Below are 18,611 nucleotides of genomic sequence, written 5' to 3'. Positions count from 1 at the left end.
GGACTACCCCGCGACCGTCACACCTTCGTTATCCGCAGCGCGATATAAGGTTTGCCGGGCAGGGCGATACTCGGCCGGGCGGGGTCGTGGACGTCGTATTCGTCGCGCTGGACCATGCGGAACACGCCCTCGACCGGGGTGATCGTCATGTTCCAGGTGTCGAGGATGTCGATGCGGTAGTCGGGGTGCGGATCGGCCGCGCGGGTGGGCAGCGCGACGTCCCAGCGGGTCGGGCGGCTGCTGCCGAAATATTTGAGATACCAGGTGAAGTCCCGCCCGCCGAGATGATAGTCCCAGAATTGCTGGATCGGATCGATCCCCGGCGACGGTACGCTGGCGAGGATGCGGTTCAGAAACGCCAGCCGGGGCGGACTCGTCCCGCGCAGGCTGCCCCCCTGCCCCAGCCACGACTGGTCGGGATTGCCGGTGTCGGTGAACACCTCGCCATGGCCGACATAGGCGCCGCCGAGCGTGCCCCACCAGAACCGCTCGACCAGTTGCTCGCCGGTCAGCCGCGCCCAGCGCTTGTCGGAATTGCCCTCGTAGATCACCTCGTCGAAGATCACCGCCTTCTGCGCGAAATTGCGGTGCGGATGGACCCGCCCGTCGTCGAGCACCGCCGCGCCGTGCTGGATGCTGGCATGGGTGATCCACGGCTTGCGGTGATCGTAATAGACGTTGAGTTGATGGATCGAGCGCAGCCGGTCGTGCGGATCGGCGGCGACCAGCACCGCGAACAGATGATCCCAGTCGGCGACCGTCTTGTCCTCGACGATGTCATATTCGTTGGCCATCGCCCACCAGACGTGGCGAAACGCCCCGAACCGCGCCGCGACATAGCGGACATAGCGTTCGTCGTCCGACCGCCGCATCGCCGAATAGCCGCGCCGCTTGTCATAGGGGTGGAACAGGATGACGTCGGCCTCGATCCCCAGCTCGCCCAGCCGGCGGAGGCGATCCTCGAACCGGCGGAAATAGGCGGGATCGAAGCGTGTCGGGTCCCAGTCGCGCGGCCCCCCGCCGGTGCGCACGAACGGGTCGGTCGCGACCGATGCGACGTTCGGGAATACGCACATGCGGATCTTGTTGAACGGTCCGGCCTTCAGCGTCGCCAGCGTGCGCGCGCATTGCGCGTCGGATTGCAGCGCCCATGAATAGGCGGTCGTCCCCACCGGGCGGTAGGGCGTGCCGTCGGCATGGACGAAATGATAGCCGTCGCGCGTCATCCGCACCGGGCCATGGTTGCCGGGCGATGGTGGCACGCTGTCCACCGCGCCGCTTCGCCCGTCGAGCGCGGCGACGTTGCTCGCCGTCGTCCATGTCCATCGCCCGAGCGACGGCGGGCTGAAACGGATGCGGTAGGTGCCGTCGCCGTCGTAGAAGCCGGGCACGACAATGCGCGTCGTGCCCAGCGTGAAGATCGCCGCCAGCGTCACGTCGTCGAACGGATTGCCGCCCGCCGGGCCGGCCAGCACGATCTCATGCAGGCCCCAGCGTTCGACCCGCGCGGTGGCGCTCGCCGCTGCGGCGGGGGTCAGCGCGGCGGCGGCCGCTGCCGCGCCGCCGCCCAATATGGTCCTTCGCGAAACCGTCACCATCGCTCTCCAATTGCACCGCAACCCATAATATCATATGTCGTCATATGATTATAGAACCGGAGGGAGCGGGAATGGAAGGCGCAATCGCGGAGGGGATCGGTTCGGACCGAAACGACTGGAAAAATACGATTCTCGCCGGGCTGGCCAATTATATCGATGCCGGATCGATCGTCGCCGGGTCGGCCGCGCTCGCGCTGTGGATGCAGGCCTATGACCTCAGTCCCGGTTTCGTCGGGCTGATCGGCGCGTTCGGGCCGAATGCCATTTCCGCCGGGATCGGCGCGTTCGTCGGCGGGCGACTGTGCGACCTGTTCGGGCGCAAGACGATCTACCAATATGACATGCTGTTCTACGCCTTCGGCATGTTGTGGCTGATCTTCGCGATGAATGCGTGGATGGTGCTGATCGGCTTTTTTCTGGTCGGGCTGGCAGTGGGCGCGGACATTCCGGCGTCGTGGTCGCTGATCGCCGAAACCGCGCCCAAGGGCGCGCGCGGTAAGCACAGCGGCGTGGCACAGGTGCTATGGTATCTGGGGCCGGTCGTCGTCCTGCTGATGTTCCTCGCGCTCGAACCGCTCGGCCTGCTCGGCGCGCGGATCGTGTTCGCGCATCTCGCCATCCTCGCGGTCGCGCTGACCTTTCTGCGATCGCGGATGAAGGAATCGCAACGCTGGCTGGATGCGCAGGCGGACAAGGCACCGAGCGCCGGCGCGGCGGCGCAGCCCGCCCGCTTACGCGATCTGATGAAAATGCAATGGATCGCGCCGATGGCGTTCCTGACCGGCATGTACGGCATGTGGAACCTGTGGGCGGGCACCAACGGCTTCTTCTTTCCCTATATCCTGCGCACCGTCGGCAACCAGAGCCAGGCGATGGCGGTGGCGGTGCAGTCATTCAGCTTCCTGCTCGGCATGTTGTCGATCTGGCTGATCTTCATGCGGCTGGCCGACCGGGTGAACCAGCGCACGCTGTTTCTGGTATCGGCCATCGTCCAGGTGATCGGCATGTCGCTGCTGGCGATCTTTCCGCTGACGCTGTCGATGGCGCTGGTGCATGTCATGCTGATGAGCATCGGTCAGGGGTTCGGCGCGCAATCCTTCTTCCAGTTGTGGAGCGCGGAAATGTTCCCCACGCTGCTGCGATCGACGGCGCAGGGGCTGATGTTCGGGATCGTGCGGATCGTGCTGGGCATCTTCAGCTTCTTCGTGCCGCTGCTGACCGCGACCGGGTTCCAGACGCTGGCATGGATCCTGACCGGGTTCCTCGTCCTGAGCGGGCTGATCGGCTACCTCGGCGCACCGCGCAACGAGGGCAAGTCACTCGACGAACTCGAAGCGGACATGGATGTCGCCCCGATCGAGGGGCGGACGGCGTAGGGCGGCCTGCCGGACAGGGCGGATGCCCGGTCCGGCACCAAGATCACCCGGCGCGTTCGATCGCGCCGGCCCAGCCGGCCCGCATCGCCGCCCGTGCCGCCGCGTCGATCGCGGGTGCGAACACCTGTTCGGGCACCAGCCGCAGGTCGGTGCCGTCCAGTCCCATCGCCCCGGCCGCCATCCGCGCCGCACCCAGCGCGCTGGCCTCGGCGGCATGCGGGCGGACGATCGAGCGGCCGGTCAGGTCGGCGAGGATCTGCGCCAGCAACGGGTTCTTCGCCGCGCCGCCATCGACCGACACGGTCGCGCACGGCCGGCCGAGATCGGCCTCCATCGCCGCCAGCACGTCGGCGATCTGCAAGGCGATCGCGTCGAGCGTCGCGCGGGCGACATGCGCCGGGCGGGTCGCCAGCGTCATGCCCGCGATCAGCCCGCGCGCCTGCGGCCGCCAGTGCGGCGCGCCCAGCCCGGCGAGCGCGGGGACGAACGTCACCCCGCCGGCATCGGGCACGGTCATCGCCAATACCGTCAGTGCGGCTTCATCCGCCAGCCCGAGCAATGTCGTAGCGAACGCCGCCGCCTGTCCCGACACCGAGATATTGCCTTCGAGCGCATGGCGGACGACGCCGCCCCGGCTCCACGCGATCGTGCCGGACAGGCCGTGCGCCGAGCGCACCCGGCCGTCGGTCGGCGTCATCAGCGAGCTGCCGGTGCCGATCGTGGCCTTCACCCCGCCGCCCGGCGTTTCGATGCCATGCGCGAACAACGCGGCATGGCTGTCGCCGATCATCGCATGGATCGGGGTTCCCGGCGGCAGCGCGGTGATGCCCGGCGCGACGGTGCCGAACGCGGCATCCGACGACAGCACCTGCGGCAGCATGGCGAGCGGCACGTCGAAGATCGCGGCGAGGTCGTCGTCCCAGCACAGCCGGTCGAGATCGAACAACTGGGTGCGCGACGCATTGCTGTGGTCGGTCGCATGGACCGCGCCATCGGTCAGATTCCACAACAGCCAGCTATCGATCGTCCCGCAGCGCAGTTCGCCGCGCGCCGCGCGGTCGCGTGCGCCGGGCATGGCGTCGAGCAGCCCGGCGATCTTGGCGGCGGGGAACAACGGGTCGAGGCTGAGCCCGGTGCGCGCCAGCACCAGCGGTTCGTGGCCCTGCGCGCGCAGCGCGGCCAGCCGCCCGGCCGATCGCTGGCATTGCCACAACACCGCCGGGGTAAGCGCCTGTCCGGTGGCCGCGTCCCAGATCACCACCGTTTCGCGCTGGTTGGCGATGGCGACCGCCGCGACCCGCACATCGGGGGCGGAGGCGACCAGCTCACCGATCAGCGCGGCGACCGCTTCCCAGATGTCCGACGCCGATTGTTCGGCCCAGCCGGGACGGGGATAGGCAACACGCATCGCCCGCGACCGCGACCGAACCACCGTGCCGTCGGTGGCGACCAGCAGCGCCTTGGTATTGGTCGTCCCCTGATCGATCGCGAGGATGACCGGGCGGCTCATCGCGCCGCCCGCTGCCCGAGCACGTCGCGCACCGCCGCCGCGATCCCGGTGGCGGTCAGGCCGAAGCGTTCCATCAGCCAGTCGGCCGATCCCGTAGGCAGAAATCCGGGAAAGCCCAGCATCCGCATCGGCACCGGCGCATGGCGCGCGCACCATTCGGCGACCGCCCCGCCCAGCCCGCCGTGCGCCAGCCCTTCCTCGGCGGTCACGATCGCGCCGGTCGCCGCCGCTGCGGCCAGCGCGGCGGCATCGATCGGCGACACGGTGGCCATGTTGACGACGCGCGCCGCGATCCCCTCGCCCGCCAGCGTCGCGGCGGCGGCGAGCGCGCGGTGGACCAGCGTCCCGCTGGCGACGATCGCCACGTCGCCCCCGTCGCGCAGCGTCTCGGCACGGCCGATCGCGAAGGGCGTATCGTCGCGCTCAAGCGCGGGCACCGGCATCCGGCTGATGCGGACATAGACCGGGCCGTCGTGCGCGGCGGCGGCGCGGATCGCGGCATCGGTCTGCCACGGATCGGCGGGGACGATCACCGTCAGCTTGTCGATCGCGCGCAGCCACGCGACATCCTCGATACTGTGATGCGTCGCCCCCAGTTCGCCATAGGCGACACCGCTGGAGATGCCGCACAGCTTGACGTTGGCTTGGCTGTAGCCGCAGTCGACCTTGATCTGCTCCATCGCCCGCGCGGTCAGGAAACATCCCGCCCCGCTGACGAACGGCACCTTGCCGCCATTGGCCAGCCCCGCGCCGACGCTGACCATATTCTGTTCGGCGATGCCGACGTTGACGAGCCGGTCGGGGAAACGGTCGCGGAATTTGCCGAGCTTCGACGATCCGACCGAGTCGTTGACGACCGCGACGATACGATCGTCGGTGGTCGCCATGTCCTCCAGCGCGGCGACATAGGCGTCGCGGCAGTCGAACATGCCCTGGGGGCTGGACGCGGCGGCGCTCACGACGCCATCTCCGCTTCCAGCTCGCGGATCGCCTGGGCATATTGTGCCGCATTCGGCACGCCGTGATGCCAGCCGGCCTGATCGCGCATGAAACTGACGCCATGCCCCTTGGCGGTATCGGCGATGATGCATCGCGGCCGGTCGCGTGGGCGCGCCGCCGCGTCGAACGCCGCCAGCAGCGCGCCCGCGTCATGGCCGTCGACACCGACGACCTCCCAGCCGAACGCGCGCCATTTGTCGGCCAGCGGTTCGAGCGCGTTGGTATCCTCGGTCCGCGCGCCTTGTTGCAGGCGGTTGCGATCGACCACCACGGTCAGCTTGCCCAGCCCCCGGTGGCCGGCCAGCATCGCCGCTTCCCACATGCTGCCTTCCTGTAGTTCGCCATCGCCGGTGAGCGCGAAGACGCGGTAGTCGGCGCGATCGATCTGGCCGGCGATGGCGATGCCCACCGCGACCGGAAACCCGTGGCCGAGCGGCCCGGTGTTGGTTTCGACGCCGGGCAGATACACCCGGTTGGGATGCCCGTTCAGCCGCGATTCCGGCTGGAGATAGGTGTCGAGTTCGCTTTCCGGAAAGAAGCCGCGCGCCGCGAGCGCCGAATAGAGCGCGCCGGTGCAATGCCCCTTGCTCATCACGAACCGGTCGCGATCCGGGGCGTCGGGCCGGGCGGGGTCGATCCGCAATATGTCGAAATACAGCGCGGCGAGAATGTCGGTCGCCGACAGGTCGCCGCCGGGATGCCCCTGCCCCGCCCCGACGATCATCGCCAGCAGCCGCCGACGCATCCAGTTGGCCCTGGCGCGCACCCGATCGGCGCGCGCGGCGAAATCCTCATTGCCTGCGGCGGACATATTATTCATATGACGTCTTATATGTGATTATCGGCGGGACGCAATCGCGTCGCGCGGCGAAAATTCGCGAGAGGATCGATCGATGGGCAAGCAACGCTATGGCGCCGGCATCTGGCATTTCGCCACCTACGTCGATCGCTACGCCACCGATGGCTATGGCGAGACGCGCTCGCTGATCGACATGATCGATCTGGCCGGGCAGGTCGACGATCTGTCGGTGGTCGACATCAACTATCCCTTCGCCGATCCCGGCCTGTCGCTGTCGCAGGTCGACGCGGCGCTGGCGCGCAACGGACTGTCGGTGATCGGCATCACCCCCGAAATCTACACGCGGCAGTTCGCGCGCGGTGCCTTCACCAATCCCGATCCGGGCATCCGCCGCCTCGCCAACGAGATGTGCAACGAGGCCGCCCGTGTCGTCCGCCATTTCGGCGCGGACTATGTGAAGCTGTGGCCGGGGCAGGACGGATGGGACTATCCGTTCCAGGTCGACCACCGCGCATTGTGGCGGATGAGCGTCGAGGGGGTAGCCGAGCTAGCCGGACAAAACCCCGACCTGAAATTCGTCATCGAATACAAGCCGCGCGAGCCGCGCGTCCACATGAGCTACGACAGCGTCGCGCGCACCCTGCTCGGGATCGAGCGGATGGGCCTGCCCAATGTCGGCATCCTGCTCGATTTCGGCCATTCGCTGTACGGCGGTGAGAGCCCGGCCGACGCGGCGCAACTGGCGATCGACCATGGCCGGCTGTTCGGGATGGACGTGAACGACAATCTGCGCGGGTGGGACGACGATCTGATCGCCGGGTCGATCCACCCGATCGAACTGTTCGAATTCTTCTACACGCTGCGCAAGAACGGGTGGGAGGGCGTCTGGCAGCTCGACCAGTTCCCGTTCCGCGAGGACAGCGTCGCCGCCGCCAATTCGGCGATCGGTTTCCTGAAGACGGTGGAGCGCGCGCTCGACAAGCTGGACTTCGCGGCGATGCAGGCGGCGCAGGACCGGCAGGACGCGGTGGCCGCGCTCAATCTGGCGCGGCAGGCATTGTTCAGCTCCTACTGATGACGATCCTCCCGACCGGAGCCGCCGCATGAGCTTGAGCGTCGTCGACCTTCGTGCCGAAGGCATCGTCGATCCGATCGGCCTGCACGTCGTCGCCCCACGACTGTCGTGGCGGATCGAGGGCGGCGGCCACGCCATCGTCCAGGCGCGCTACCGCATCCGCGCCGAAGCGGACGGGGCCGTCGTGTGGGACAGCGGCGACGTCGCGTCCGACGCCAGTTTCGCCATCGCCTATGCCGGCCCGCCGCTTCGCCCCCGGCAACGAGTGTGGTGGACGGTCGAGATCGCCACCGTCGACGGGCGCACGGCATGCTCCCAGCCGGCATGGTTCGAGGCGGGGCTGTTCGAAACATGGCGCGCCGACTGGATCGAGGCGGAGGATGAAATCGCCGCCGCCGACCGCGCGGCTGGGCTGGCGTGGGTGTGGAGCGACACCGCGCTCGACCCGCGTCCGCACGGCTTCCGCCTCGACCTCACCGTCCCGCCCGACGTAGTGCATGCCGAGATACTGGTGGCGGGCAAGGATCATCTGCGCGGCGTGTGGGTCGACGGCGTGGCCGTAGCGCTCGACCAGCCATGGGGCTATGACAGTCCGCTGCCGTTCTGGGGATCGCTCGCTCCCGTCGTGGCCACGCTGCGTCCCGGCCGGGCCAGCGTCTGCGTCGCGGTCGACGCCGATGTCACCGGCTTCTTCCCCGTTGATGGCGGTGCGTTCGCCAGCCTGATCCGCCTGCACCGCGCCGACGGCCGCGTCGAGCGGGTCGTCAGCGGCCCGGCGTGGCGGGTGCTGCCCGATCCGCCGGCGGGGTGGCGGGACGCGGCGTTCGACGCGGGCGACTGGCCCCGCGCGGTGCCGAGCGGATCGAACGCCCGCAACGATCCGCGCCCGGCCGAACCGGCGATGCTGCTGCGCCACGATTTCACCGCGCGCGGCGGGATCGTCGCCGCGCGCCTCTATGCGACCGCGCTCGGCAGCCATATCGCGACGATCAACGGGCAACGGGTGTCGGACGCGGTCCTCTCGCCCGAAATGAGCGTCGCCGATGCCCATGTCTTCTACGAGAGCGTCGACGTTACCGCGCTGATCGTGGCCGGCGACAACGCCATCGGACTGACGGTCGGCGACGGATGGTATGCCAGCCCGTTCGGCTGGCGGATCGAACGCTATGCGTTCGGTCCCGCCCCGCGCCGGGTACGCGCCGAACTGCACATCGATTACGCCGATGGCACCACGCAGCGGATCGCGACCGGTCCCGGCTGGCGCATCGCCCCGTCGCCGATCGTGCGGTCGGAAATCTACGACGGCGAGACGGTCGACGCGCGCCGGACGATCGCGGGATGGGACCGCGCCGGGTTCGACGATTCGGGCTGGGCCACCGCCGCCATCGGCACCGCGCCGGACGCCGCGCTGCTGCCGCTCGTCTCGCCGCCGCTGCGCGCGGTGGAGGAACGACGCGCGGTGCGCGTCGCCGAGCCGGTGCCGGGCCGGTTCGTGTTCGATTTCGGGCAGAATTTCTCGGGCTGGGTACGGATCGCCGTTCAAGGCGCGGCAGGTACGACGATCACCGCGCGGTTCGCCGAACTGCTCGGCGGCGACGGCACGGTCGACATGGCCAATCTGCGCCTCGCCCGCGCGACCGACCGGTTCATCCTGGCGAGCACCGGCGCGCGCGAACACTTCGAACCCTCGTTCACCTATCACGGCTTCCGCTATGTCGAGGTCGAGGGCTATCCGGGCGTGCCGGCTGTGGAGGATGTCGTCGGCATCGTCGTCCACAGCGATTGCCGCATCACCGGCGCGATGCGCTTCGCCGATGCGCCACTGTTGCAGACGATCTGGCAAAACGCGCTGTGGAGCCAGCGGTCGAACTTCTTCGCCGTGCCGACCGACTGTCCGCAGCGCGACGAACGCATGGGGTGGATGGGCGATATTCAGGTGTTTCTCGACGCCGCCGCCTTCAACATGGAGGTCGCCCCCTTCCTGCGCCGGTTCCTGATCGACGTGCGCGCCGCCCAGCGCGCCGACGGCGGCTATCCCATCGTCGTGCCGCAGCCACAGTCCTACCCGCAGGTCGTCACGGCCGGGTGGAGCGAGGCGGGGGTGATCCTGCCGTATCAACTGTGGCAGCGCTACGGCGACACGGCAGTGATCGACGAGAATTGGACGGCGATGACGCGGTGGATGGCGCATGTCGCCGCCGCCAACCCCGATGGCGTGTGGCGTCACGATCGCGGGCTCGATCTCGGCGACTGGCTGTCGGTCGACGCGGTGAAGCCCGACGACGAGACGACGCCACGCGGGCTGTGCGCCACCGCCTATTGGGCATGGACCGCCGATCTGATGGCGGCGATGGCCGACGCGACCGGGCGGCACGCCGAGGCGGCGGAGTATCGCGCGCTGCGCCGGCGGGTGGGCGCTGCGTTCGCCGCCGAATATGGCGGCCAGGGCGGCAGGGTCGGCAACGGTAGCCAGACCGGGCAGGTGCTGGCGCTGCACATGGGGCTGGTGCCGCAGGAGCGGCGCGCCGCCGCCGCGCGCGTGCTGGCCGACGATATTCGCGCACGGGGCATGACCCTGTCGACCGGGTTTCTCGGCACGCCCTATCTGCTCGACGTGCTGGCCGACGCGGGGCTTCTGGCTGAGGTCGAGGCGCTGTTGCTCCAGACCGGCTATCCGGGCTGGGGCTATATGGCGGCGCAGGGTGCGACCAGCGTGTGGGAGCGGTGGAACGGCGATACCGGCGACATCGCGATGAACAGCTACAATCATTATGCCTTCGGCGCGGTGGTCGGCTTCTTCTATCGCCGGCTCGCCGGGATCGCGCCCGCCGCGCCGGGGTTCCGCCGGATCGCGGTGCGGCCGCTGTGGCTGCCACGGGTCGGCCGGGTCGAGGCGCGCTATGATTCCTGTGTCGGGCGAATCGCGACGCGAACGCAGGGCGACGCCGACGGGCTCACCGCGCTGGCGCTCTCCGTTCCGGCCAATGCCACCGCCGAGGTCGAACTGCCGATGCGCCGCATGTGGCGCGAGGGCGGCCGCGCGCTGCGCGACCATCCCGCCATCCATGACCTGCGCGAAACCGATGGTGTGGTGCGGTTCGGCATCGGATCGGGCGACTGGACCTTCGCGATCGACGATTGACGACAGCGGATACACCGGTTAAACATCATACGTCTTATGATATAGGAGAGGCAGGGTGGTCACGCTGTTCGGCGAGACGATGTCGCGGCGGACGCTGGCGACCCGGACCGGGGCATTGTCGCAGTTTGCCGGCGTGCGGCTGTCGACGCTGGGCGACGGGGTGGAGCGCGGTATCCGCCAGCTCGAATTCCGTACCGGCACCGGGCTGCGCTTCACCGTGCTGGTCGACCGGGCGATGGACATTGCTGAGTGCGAACACGCCGGACGCGCGGTGGGGTGGCATTCGCCCTCCGGCTTCCGCCACCCCGGCCTGCACGATTATGAAGGCGAGGGCGGGCTTGGCTGGTTCCGGTCGATGTCGGGGCTGAACATCACCTGCGGCCTCGACCACACGTTGTTCATGCACGACGATCCGGCCGGCCATTATCATTACGGCCCCCGCACCAAAGTATCGTCGTCGCTCCACGGCCGCATCGGCACGATTCCGGCGCGACTGACCGGTTACGGCGAGCACTGGGACGGCGACGACTGCGTGTTGTGGGCCGAAGGCGTGGTGCAGCAATCGACGGTGTTCGGCGAGGACCTGCACCTGATCCGCCGGATCGAGGCCGACGTCGGCGGGGACGAGATCCGGCTGCACGACCGCGTGGTCAACCACGGTTTCTATCGCACGCCGCACATGTATTGCTATCACATCAACGTCGGCCATCCGGTGCTGGCGCAGGGCGCGCGCTATGTCGCGCCGATCCGCGACGTCATCTGGGCAGCGCACGCCGACCAGTATGACGCGCAAGGGGTGGGCTATCGCACCGCCCCCGCCCCGATCGCCAATTTCCACGAACAGGTGTGGCAGCACGACATGGCCGCCGATCCGCACGGCCGGGTCAACGTCGCGCTGGTCAACGAAGCGATCGGCTTCGGCTTCGAGGTGGAGACGCTGAAGGCCCAGTTCCCGGCGATGTACCAGTGGCAGAACTTCCACGCCGGCCATTACGCGCTGGGCATCGAACCATCGACCAACCACGTCATGGGCAAGGATTTCGCCCGCGATCGCGGCGAGTTGATCGAACTGGAGCACGGGCAAGAGCGGCGGTACGACACCGTGCTGCGGCTGCTGCCCGATGCTGCGGCGGTGGCGGGTGCCGTCGCCCGCATCGAAGCGGTCGCCCGCCAGCCGCAGGAGGAATACCCACAGCCCAGCGGCATCTTCCCGCCGATCGGGGGCCGGTCGGCATGATCGGGCGCACCATCCTCTATACCGGCGCGGCCGGCGGACTGGGGCTCGACACCACGCTGCTGCTGATGCGGCGCGGGGCGACCGTGATCGCGATCGATAACGACCCGGCGAAGGTCGCCAGACTGCGCGATGCGGCAAGCGCCGTCGATACCAGGCGGCTGGTGGTATCGACCGTCGACCTGTCCGATCTCACCGGCTTCCGCGCCGAGCTGGACCGGCTGATCGCCGAATTGGGCGGGATCGACGTGGTGGTCAACAATGCCGCCATCTATCCGTCGAAACCGTTCGAGGATTATTCGATCGAGGAGCATCAGTTCGTCCAGCGGGTGAACGTCGATGCCGGGATCGTCGCGGTACAGGCCGCGCTGCCGGGCATGCGCGCGCGTGGCTTCGGGCGGATCGTCAACATCGCCAGCATCACCATTTCGGGTGGTTGGGCGAACCTGTCGCCCTATGTCGCGTCGAAGGGCGCGCTGATCGGGCTGACGCGGGCATGGGCGCGCGAGTTCGGCCCGTACGGCGTCACCGTCAACGCGATCGCGCCCGGCGCCTTTCCAACCGATGCCGAGGCGATCCACCCCGACCCGGACGGGTACAACCGCATGGTGCTCGACGCGCAGGCGATCAAGCGGCGCGGGACCGCCGCCGACATCGCCGCGGCCATCGCCTTTTTCGCCGCCGACGAGGCGAGTTTCATCACCGGCCAGACGCTGCACGTCAACGGCGGCTGGGTCATGGCCTGAAGGACCGATCCTATGACTATCCTGAAGGGCATCCGCGTGCTCGACTGTTCGATCGCGATGGCCGGGCCGTTCGCGGCGCAGCGGCTGGGCGATCTGGGTGCCGATGTGGTGAAGGTCGAACCGACCTCGGGCGAATGGCAGCGCCATGCCTCGGCCGGCGGGGCGACCGGCAACCTCATCAACGTGTCGTTCCTGTCGCTCAACCGCAACAAGCGCTCGTTCGCGGTCGACCTGAAGGCGGCGGAGGGCAAGGCGCTGCTGCTCGAAATGGTCAAGACCGCCGACGTGTTCCTCCAGAACTATCGCCCCGGCGTCGCCGAACGGCTGGGGGTGGATTACGCCACACTGTCGGCGATCAACCCGCGCCTGATCTATGTCTCGATGTCGGGCTATGGCGAGGACGGGCCGTATCGCAGCTATCCGGGGCAGGACCTGTTGTTGCAGGGCATGTCGGGCGCAATGCTGTCGGCCGGGGCGGAGGGCGAGCCGCCGACCCCCGCCGGGCAATATCTGGTCGACGCGGTCACCGCCTATTCGGCGTTCGAGGGCGCGCTGGCCGCGCTGTTCCACCGCGAGCGCACCGGCGAGGGACAGTTGGTGCAGATCAACATGCTCGACGCGATCACCACCATCCAGATGCAGGAACTGTCGGTCTTCACCATCGGCAACAAGCCGCAGACCCGCTCGGCCGAAGCGCATGCCCACAGCTATATCCGCGCACCGTACGGCGTGTTCGCGACCAGCGACGGCTATGTCACGCTGGCGATGGCCCCGCTCAAAAAACTGGGCGCGTTGCTCGGCGATCCGTTCTTCGCCGACCTCGACGACGAACGCGATAGCTGGACGCACCGCGACGCGATCTTCGCGCGGGTGAAGGCGGCACTGCCGTCGGCGACCAGTGCTGAGTGGCTCGAACGGTTCCGCGCGGTCGATATTTGGGCGGGGCCGGTCTATGGCTATGCCGATCTGGTCGACGATCCGCAGATCCGCCACAACGGCACCTTCGTCGAATATGACCACCCGACCGAAGGGCGGGTCAAGACGCCGGGCTTCCCGATCCGCTTTTCGAAAACCCCCTCCACGATCGCACGCGGCGCGCCGCTGGTGGGCGAGCACAGCCGCGAGGTGCTGGGCGAGCTGGGGCTGGATGGCGCGGCGATCGACCGGCTGATCGAATCCGGCGTCGTGCGGCAGCACGCATGAGCTTTCGCGGCCTGACGTGGGATCATCCGCGCGGCTACAACGCGCTGGCGGCGGCGGGCGGCACACTGATCGCATGGCACAAGCACCCGCTGGAGGGGTTCGAGTCGCGCTCGATCGCCGAGCAATGCGCAGCGTATGATCTGGTGGTGCTCGACCATCCGCATGTCGGCGAGGCGGTGGCGGCGGAGTGCCTGATCCCGCTGGAATCGCTGTTCGCCGCCGACGAACTGGCGGCATGGGGGCGGGCGGCGATCGGGCCGTCGCTGGCCAGCTATCGCTATGCCGGGCGGCACTGGGCGCTGCCGCTCGATGCCGCGACGCAGGTGATGGCGATCCGCCGCGATCTGGCCGAACCGGTGCCGGCGACCTGGCCGGCGGTGGTCGCGCTGGCCGAACGGGTCCCGGTGGCGCTGTCGCTGGCCGGACCGCATGCCGCGCTGACGTTCCAGTCGATCTGCGGCGCGCTGGCCGATGTGCCGGCGCGGCCGGGCGACCGGTTCGTCGACCGCGCGCTCGCCCGCGAGGCATGGGCGCTGATGGCGCGGCTGACCGGCGATACGACTCGCGCGGCGGCGGCGATGAACCCGATCGCGCTGCTCGAAGCGATGGTGGCGGGCGACGGTCCGGCGCTGTGTCCGCTGATCTACGGCTATGTGAACTATGCCGCCGCCGGGCAGCTCCGCTATGCCGACGCGCCGACGGCCAAGCGCATCGGATCGACGCTGGGCGGCACCGGCATCGCCGTGTCGCGCCGTGCGCAGATCACGCCCGAGCTGCTCGACCATCTGCGCTGGTTGCTGTCCGACGATGCGCAACGCGGCTTCATTCCGGCGCATGACGGGCAGCCGTCGCTCCGGTCGGCATGGAACGATCCGGCGGTCGATGCCGCCGCGCGCGGATTCTATGGCGCGACCCGCGCGACGATCGAGGCGGCGCTGATCCGTCCGCGCCACGATCATGCCATCGCGTTCCAAACGGCGGCATCGGCGGCGATCCGCGACGGGTTACTGCGCGATCAGACGGCCGACGCGGTCCTCGACACGGTCGATGCAGCCTATTCCCGATACCATCTGCCCGGAGCGGAAACATGACCGACGAGCTGCGCTTCACCATCGCCGATCGTATCGCGACGATCGTGATCGACCGGCCGCACAAGCTGAACGCGATGACCCCGGCGATGGCCGACGCGCTGGTCGCGGCGGTCGGCGAGTGCAACCGGTCCGACGCGGTGCGTGCGGTGGTGGTGACGGGGGCGGGCGAAAAGGCGTTCAGCGCGGGATCGGACATCACCACGCTGGATGGCTATGCGACACCATGGGATTTCCGCAACCGCGCCGATTATTGCGACGCGCTGCGCGCCTGTCGCAAGCCGGCGATCGCGGCGGTCAACGGCTATGCGCTTGGCGGCGGGCTGGAAACCGCGATGGCGTGCGACATCCGCATCGCATCGACCAACGCCCGCTTCGCCGCGCCCGAGATCAAGCTAGGCTGGATCGGCGGGGGCGGCATGGCGGCGGGGCTCGCCTATGCCGCCGGGCCGTCGAACGCGGCGATGCTGCTGCTGACCGGCGACATGATCGATGCCGATCGCGCGCTGGCATGGGGGCTGGTGAGCGAGGTCGTCGCCCCCGACCGTCTGATGGCACGCGCCTGTGAGATCGCGGGCGTCATCGCATCACGCGCGCCGATCGCCGCCGAAACCGCCAAGCTGAACCTGCGCGCCGCCTTCTCCATGCCGTGGGACAAGGCGATCGAATATGAACGCGACCTCCAGGCGATCTGTTTCGCGACCGACGACGCACGCGAAGGCCGCGCCGCCTTCGCCGAACGGCGCGCCCCCGAGTTCCGGCGACGCTGAGAGGGCTGGTTTGAAAATGTGTCGGAACGCATTTTGCGTTGCCGGCCCGCTCTCCCGCCCGTCCACCCAATCAGGATACGCTGTGGGTGGATGGGCGGGGGAGCGGGCCGGCAACGCCTCGAAATTCGCTCTACCGCGAATTTTCAAATAGGCTCCACGCGATGACCGGATCACTCGAACGGCTGGAAGCCAGGGTTCGCGACTGGCGCGCGCGCGAGCCGCTGGTCCTCGGCCTGTGCGGCGCGCAGGGATCGGGCAAGTCGACGCTGGCCGCCGCGCTGGCCGGGCGGCTGGCGGCGGACGGCTGGCGCGTCGCCATCCTGTCGCTGGACGACCTGTATCTGGGCGGCGAGGCGCGCGCCGCGCTCGCCCGCACCATCCATCCGCTGCTGCGCACGCGCGGGGTGCCGCTGACGCATGACGTCGCGCACGGCATCGCGGTGATCGACGCGATCCGCGCCGGACACAGCGTACCCCTGCCCCGGTTCGACAAGGCGCGCGACGAACCCGAACCGGCGGAATGCTGGCCGATAGCACCGGCGAAGCTCGACCTGCTGATCTTCGAGGGGTGGTGCGTCGGCGCGCGACCGCAAGGGTCGGCTGCGCTGGCCGAACCGGTCAACACGCTGGAGCGCGACGAGGACCCGCAGGGTTGCTGGCGCCACGCGGTCGATGCGGCACTGGCGCACGACTATGCCGCGTTGTTCGCGCGGATCGACCGGCTGGTGCTGCTCGCCGCGCCGGGGTTCGAGATCGTGGCGGACTGGCGCGCCGAACAGGAGGAAACACTGCGCCGCCGGCTGATCGCGCAAGGCCGCCCCACGGATGGGCTGACGGACCGCGCGGGCGTCGCGCGGTTCGTTGCGCATTACGAACGGCTCACGCGCTGGATCCTGCACGAGATGCCGGCGCGGGCCGACCTCGTCCTGCCGCTCGACCGACAACGTGGATTGTCGGGGTAAAAAAAACGGCCGCCGGGCCGGTGAGGCACGCGGCGGCCGAGGGGAAACCGGGGGGAGCCGGTTACGTCGGAATTATCAGCGCCGCACCCCGGCACGGGCGATCACCGCCTGCGCTTCGGCCGGCCAGTCGCTGTCGGGCACGAGGATGTTGTCGCGCGCGACATTGCCGATCTCGCTCAGCCAGCGGCCGCCGGTCGTGCTGGAAGTATGCCAGTTGCCGGTCGCGAGATTGTCGGTCGAGATGCGCCGCCGGAACATCTTGCCGGCGGTGTTGATGTTCAACCATTTGCCGCGCGTCTCGACGACGTTGCCGGTCACGGCGAAATGCTTGCTGCCTTCGTCGAGATAGATCGCGATCTTGCCGGCGATGTCGAAGATGTGGTTGCCGCGCACGATCGCGTTCGGGTTGGCCGACAGATTGTAGATCGCGCCGCCATCCATGAACCATGTCTTCACACCATGGATGCGGTTGTTCTCGACCAGCGTGTCGCGCAGCGTCGTCGGCGTCGCATAGCGGACGTTGTGAACATAGCCCTTCTGGTTCTCGTCGTAGTTCGGGTTGCCACCGACGTCGTTATAGCCCCAGCCCCAGCCGACCGCGATGCCGTCGTACGGCGCGTCGCTGACGTCGTTGTGGGCGATGCGCGCGCCGCTGACATAGGTCGTCAGGATCGCGGCATTATCCTTGTAATCCTGGCTGACCGAGGCGACGACATTGTCCTCGATCACCAGATCGCGGTTGATGAGCGCGGGGTCGCCGGGATGATGCGCGTCGACGCGCACCCCGCCGGCCATGATCGCGCTGCCCGACACGACCGCGAAATGGTTGCGCGCCACCCGGATACGCGCGGTGGCGAGGCCGGTGCCGCTCAGGTTCGCGGTGGCATCGTTGCCGATGCCCAGCGCGACCTGGCCGATCTGGGTGAAGCGATTGCCCTCGAAACTCACGTCGCGCGCGGCGGCGACCTGTACGGCGGCGGGCATCTGGTGCCATTTCTGCCGCATCGATTCGAATTCGACGCAGCCCCAGCCGCAGCTTTGCCACGCATCCTTCGGCCGGATCGGCGACAGGTCGGACAGGAACGCCCCGCTCTGCTGATTGGCATAGCCGGTGGCGCGCGACGGCCCCATCCAGCTCGTGTACGAAAAGCGCAGGCCCCTGAACCCCAGCCGTTCGACCGGCGCGGCGGGCGTACCGGCGATCGACACCAGCGCTTCGAGCCGGGGCAGCACGACCTTCAACCGGGCGATGTCATCGTCCTGCGCGATCCGCAGGTACAGCTTGCCCGCCTGCGGATCGAGAAACCATTGATAGGGCTTGGCATGCCAGTCGTTGGCCTTGCCGATGAATTCCAGCGCGTTGACGAGGAACAGGCGCGAATCCGCCGGAAAGATCGGCTGGGTGATCGTGTCATAGCCCCAGCTATTATTGTCCCACGCCGGCTGTTGCATCGTCACGCGACGCCCGGCGATCGACTGCACCGGCGAATAGCGGTCGGTGAAGAAGCCGGTCGCCTCCACTTCCATCCGATCGGGCCGCTTCACGGCGGCGACATAGGCCAGATCGGGGCTGACGATGTCGAATCCGGTCGCCGAGAACGCCACGTCGCGCGCCTTGATCTCGATCCACGGCCGCTCGGCGAGCTGATCGTCGACCCATAGCTGGCGCGCATCCAGCCCCTTGGGCACATCGGCGACCCAGATGCGGCGCTCGGCATCGTGCAGGCGAAACCCGCGCACCGCCATGCCGCCCGACAGCACCGGCCGCGCGCCGTCCGCCGCACGCCATTCGACCCGGTGCCCCGCCCGCCCGCCATCGGCGGCGGTGAAGCGCAGCGGCTGGTCAAGCAGATAGGTCCCGTCGGCGAGCACGACCGTCACGTCGCCACCGGCGCTGGCGGCGCGGACCAGCGCCTGCGCGCGGTCGAGCGACCGCACCGGGCGGGTCGCGCTGCCGCTCGCGCGGTCGTTGCCGTCGGGCGCGACATGGATCACCGCCTGCGCCAGCGCGCTGCCGCCCGCCAGCAGGCCCGTGAGCGCCAGCGTGACGCATGCCGCCGTACGGCGGCGCGGTCGGGGGGCACCAGCGTTCATCGTTCCTGCTCCTGA

General features: G+C 68.8%; 14 protein-coding genes. 9 read left to right on the top strand and 5 right to left on the bottom strand.

The window, feature by feature from the left end; all coding sequences use genetic code 11:
- Positions 1-17: 17 nt before the first annotated feature.
- Complete coding sequence (locus LRA89_RS01105) at positions 18-1,598, bottom strand: DUF5060 domain-containing protein (protein WP_230635723.1); 1,581 nt, start codon at positions 1,596-1,598, stop codon at positions 18-20.
- Between the two features lie 71 nt (positions 1,599-1,669).
- On the opposite strand from LRA89_RS01105, the gene LRA89_RS01100 reads away from it, so the two are divergent.
- Entirely contained in the window at positions 1,670-2,974 is a 1,305-nt protein-coding gene (locus LRA89_RS01100) for an MFS transporter (RefSeq protein ID WP_230635721.1), read from the top strand.
- Between the two features lie 43 nt (positions 2,975-3,017).
- Here the strand turns inward: LRA89_RS01100 and LRA89_RS01095 are convergent, their stop codons facing one another.
- The 3 genes from LRA89_RS01095 to LRA89_RS01085 are packed head-to-tail and all read right to left on the bottom strand — an operon-like array spanning position 3,018 to position 6,303.
- Positions 3,018-4,484, bottom strand: a complete 1,467-nt coding sequence (locus LRA89_RS01095) for an FGGY family carbohydrate kinase (RefSeq protein ID WP_230635719.1) — start codon at positions 4,482-4,484, stop codon at positions 3,018-3,020.
- Complete coding sequence (locus LRA89_RS01090; protein WP_230635717.1) at positions 4,481-5,443, bottom strand: transketolase family protein; 963 nt, start codon at positions 5,441-5,443, stop codon at positions 4,481-4,483. Before LRA89_RS01090 ends, LRA89_RS01095 begins: the two co-directional genes overlap by 4 nt.
- A complete protein-coding gene (locus tag LRA89_RS01085; RefSeq protein ID WP_230635715.1) occupies positions 5,440-6,303 on the bottom strand; it encodes a transketolase in 864 nt (287 codons plus the stop codon). The genes LRA89_RS01090 and LRA89_RS01085 overlap by 4 nt, the downstream gene beginning before the upstream one ends.
- 73 nt (positions 6,304-6,376) lie before the next feature.
- Here LRA89_RS01085 and LRA89_RS01080 point away from each other — a divergent pair, with 73 nt between their 5' ends.
- The 8 genes from LRA89_RS01080 to LRA89_RS01045 all read left to right on the top strand — a co-directional run bounded on the left by LRA89_RS01080 (position 6,377) and on the right by LRA89_RS01045 (position 16,502).
- Entirely contained in the window at positions 6,377-7,357 is a 981-nt protein-coding gene (locus LRA89_RS01080; protein WP_230635713.1) for a sugar phosphate isomerase/epimerase family protein, read from the top strand.
- A gap of 28 nt (positions 7,358-7,385) precedes the next feature.
- Positions 7,386-10,499 carry an alpha-L-rhamnosidase gene (locus LRA89_RS01075; protein ID WP_230635711.1) on the top strand — a complete coding sequence of 1,038 codons (3,114 nt, stop codon included), beginning with the start codon at positions 7,386-7,388 and terminating at the stop codon, positions 10,497-10,499.
- Positions 10,500-10,554: 55 nt separating this feature from the next.
- Complete coding sequence (locus LRA89_RS01070) at positions 10,555-11,736, top strand: aldose 1-epimerase family protein (protein WP_230635709.1); 1,182 nt, start codon at positions 10,555-10,557, stop codon at positions 11,734-11,736.
- A complete protein-coding gene (locus LRA89_RS01065; protein ID WP_230635707.1) occupies positions 11,733-12,479 on the top strand; it encodes an SDR family NAD(P)-dependent oxidoreductase in 747 nt (248 codons plus the stop codon). The genes LRA89_RS01070 and LRA89_RS01065 overlap by 4 nt, the downstream gene beginning before the upstream one ends.
- A gap of 12 nt (positions 12,480-12,491) precedes the next feature.
- Positions 12,492-13,682, top strand: a complete 1,191-nt coding sequence (locus tag LRA89_RS01060) for a CaiB/BaiF CoA transferase family protein (protein WP_230635705.1) — start codon at positions 12,492-12,494, stop codon at positions 13,680-13,682.
- Entirely contained in the window at positions 13,679-14,773 is a 1,095-nt protein-coding gene (locus tag LRA89_RS01055; RefSeq protein WP_230635703.1) for an extracellular solute-binding protein, read from the top strand. Before LRA89_RS01060 ends, LRA89_RS01055 begins: the two co-directional genes overlap by 4 nt.
- Positions 14,770-15,540, top strand: coding sequence for an enoyl-CoA hydratase/isomerase family protein (locus tag LRA89_RS01050; RefSeq protein ID WP_230635701.1), 771 nt, complete (start codon positions 14,770-14,772; stop codon positions 15,538-15,540). The genes LRA89_RS01055 and LRA89_RS01050 overlap by 4 nt, the downstream gene beginning before the upstream one ends.
- Positions 15,541-15,701: 161 nt before the next feature.
- Positions 15,702-16,502 (top strand): kinase, encoded by an 801-nt coding sequence (locus LRA89_RS01045; protein WP_230635699.1) that lies wholly within the window; start codon positions 15,702-15,704, stop codon positions 16,500-16,502.
- Between the two features lie 75 nt (positions 16,503-16,577).
- Here the strand turns inward: LRA89_RS01045 and LRA89_RS01040 are convergent, their stop codons facing one another.
- The gene (locus LRA89_RS01040) at positions 16,578-18,596 is read right to left on the bottom strand and encodes a right-handed parallel beta-helix repeat-containing protein (protein ID WP_230635697.1); all 2,019 of its coding nucleotides are present in this window, start codon (positions 18,594-18,596) and stop codon (positions 16,578-16,580) included.
- Positions 18,597-18,611: the final 15 nt, after the last annotated feature.

Origin of the sequence: Sphingomonas sp. Leaf4 (assembly GCF_920939515.1) — a bacterium.
Lineage (GTDB): Bacteria > Pseudomonadota > Alphaproteobacteria > Sphingomonadales > Sphingomonadaceae > Sphingomonas.
Note: the sequence above shows the minus strand (reverse complement) of the source record. Positions and strands in the feature narration are given on the sequence as shown.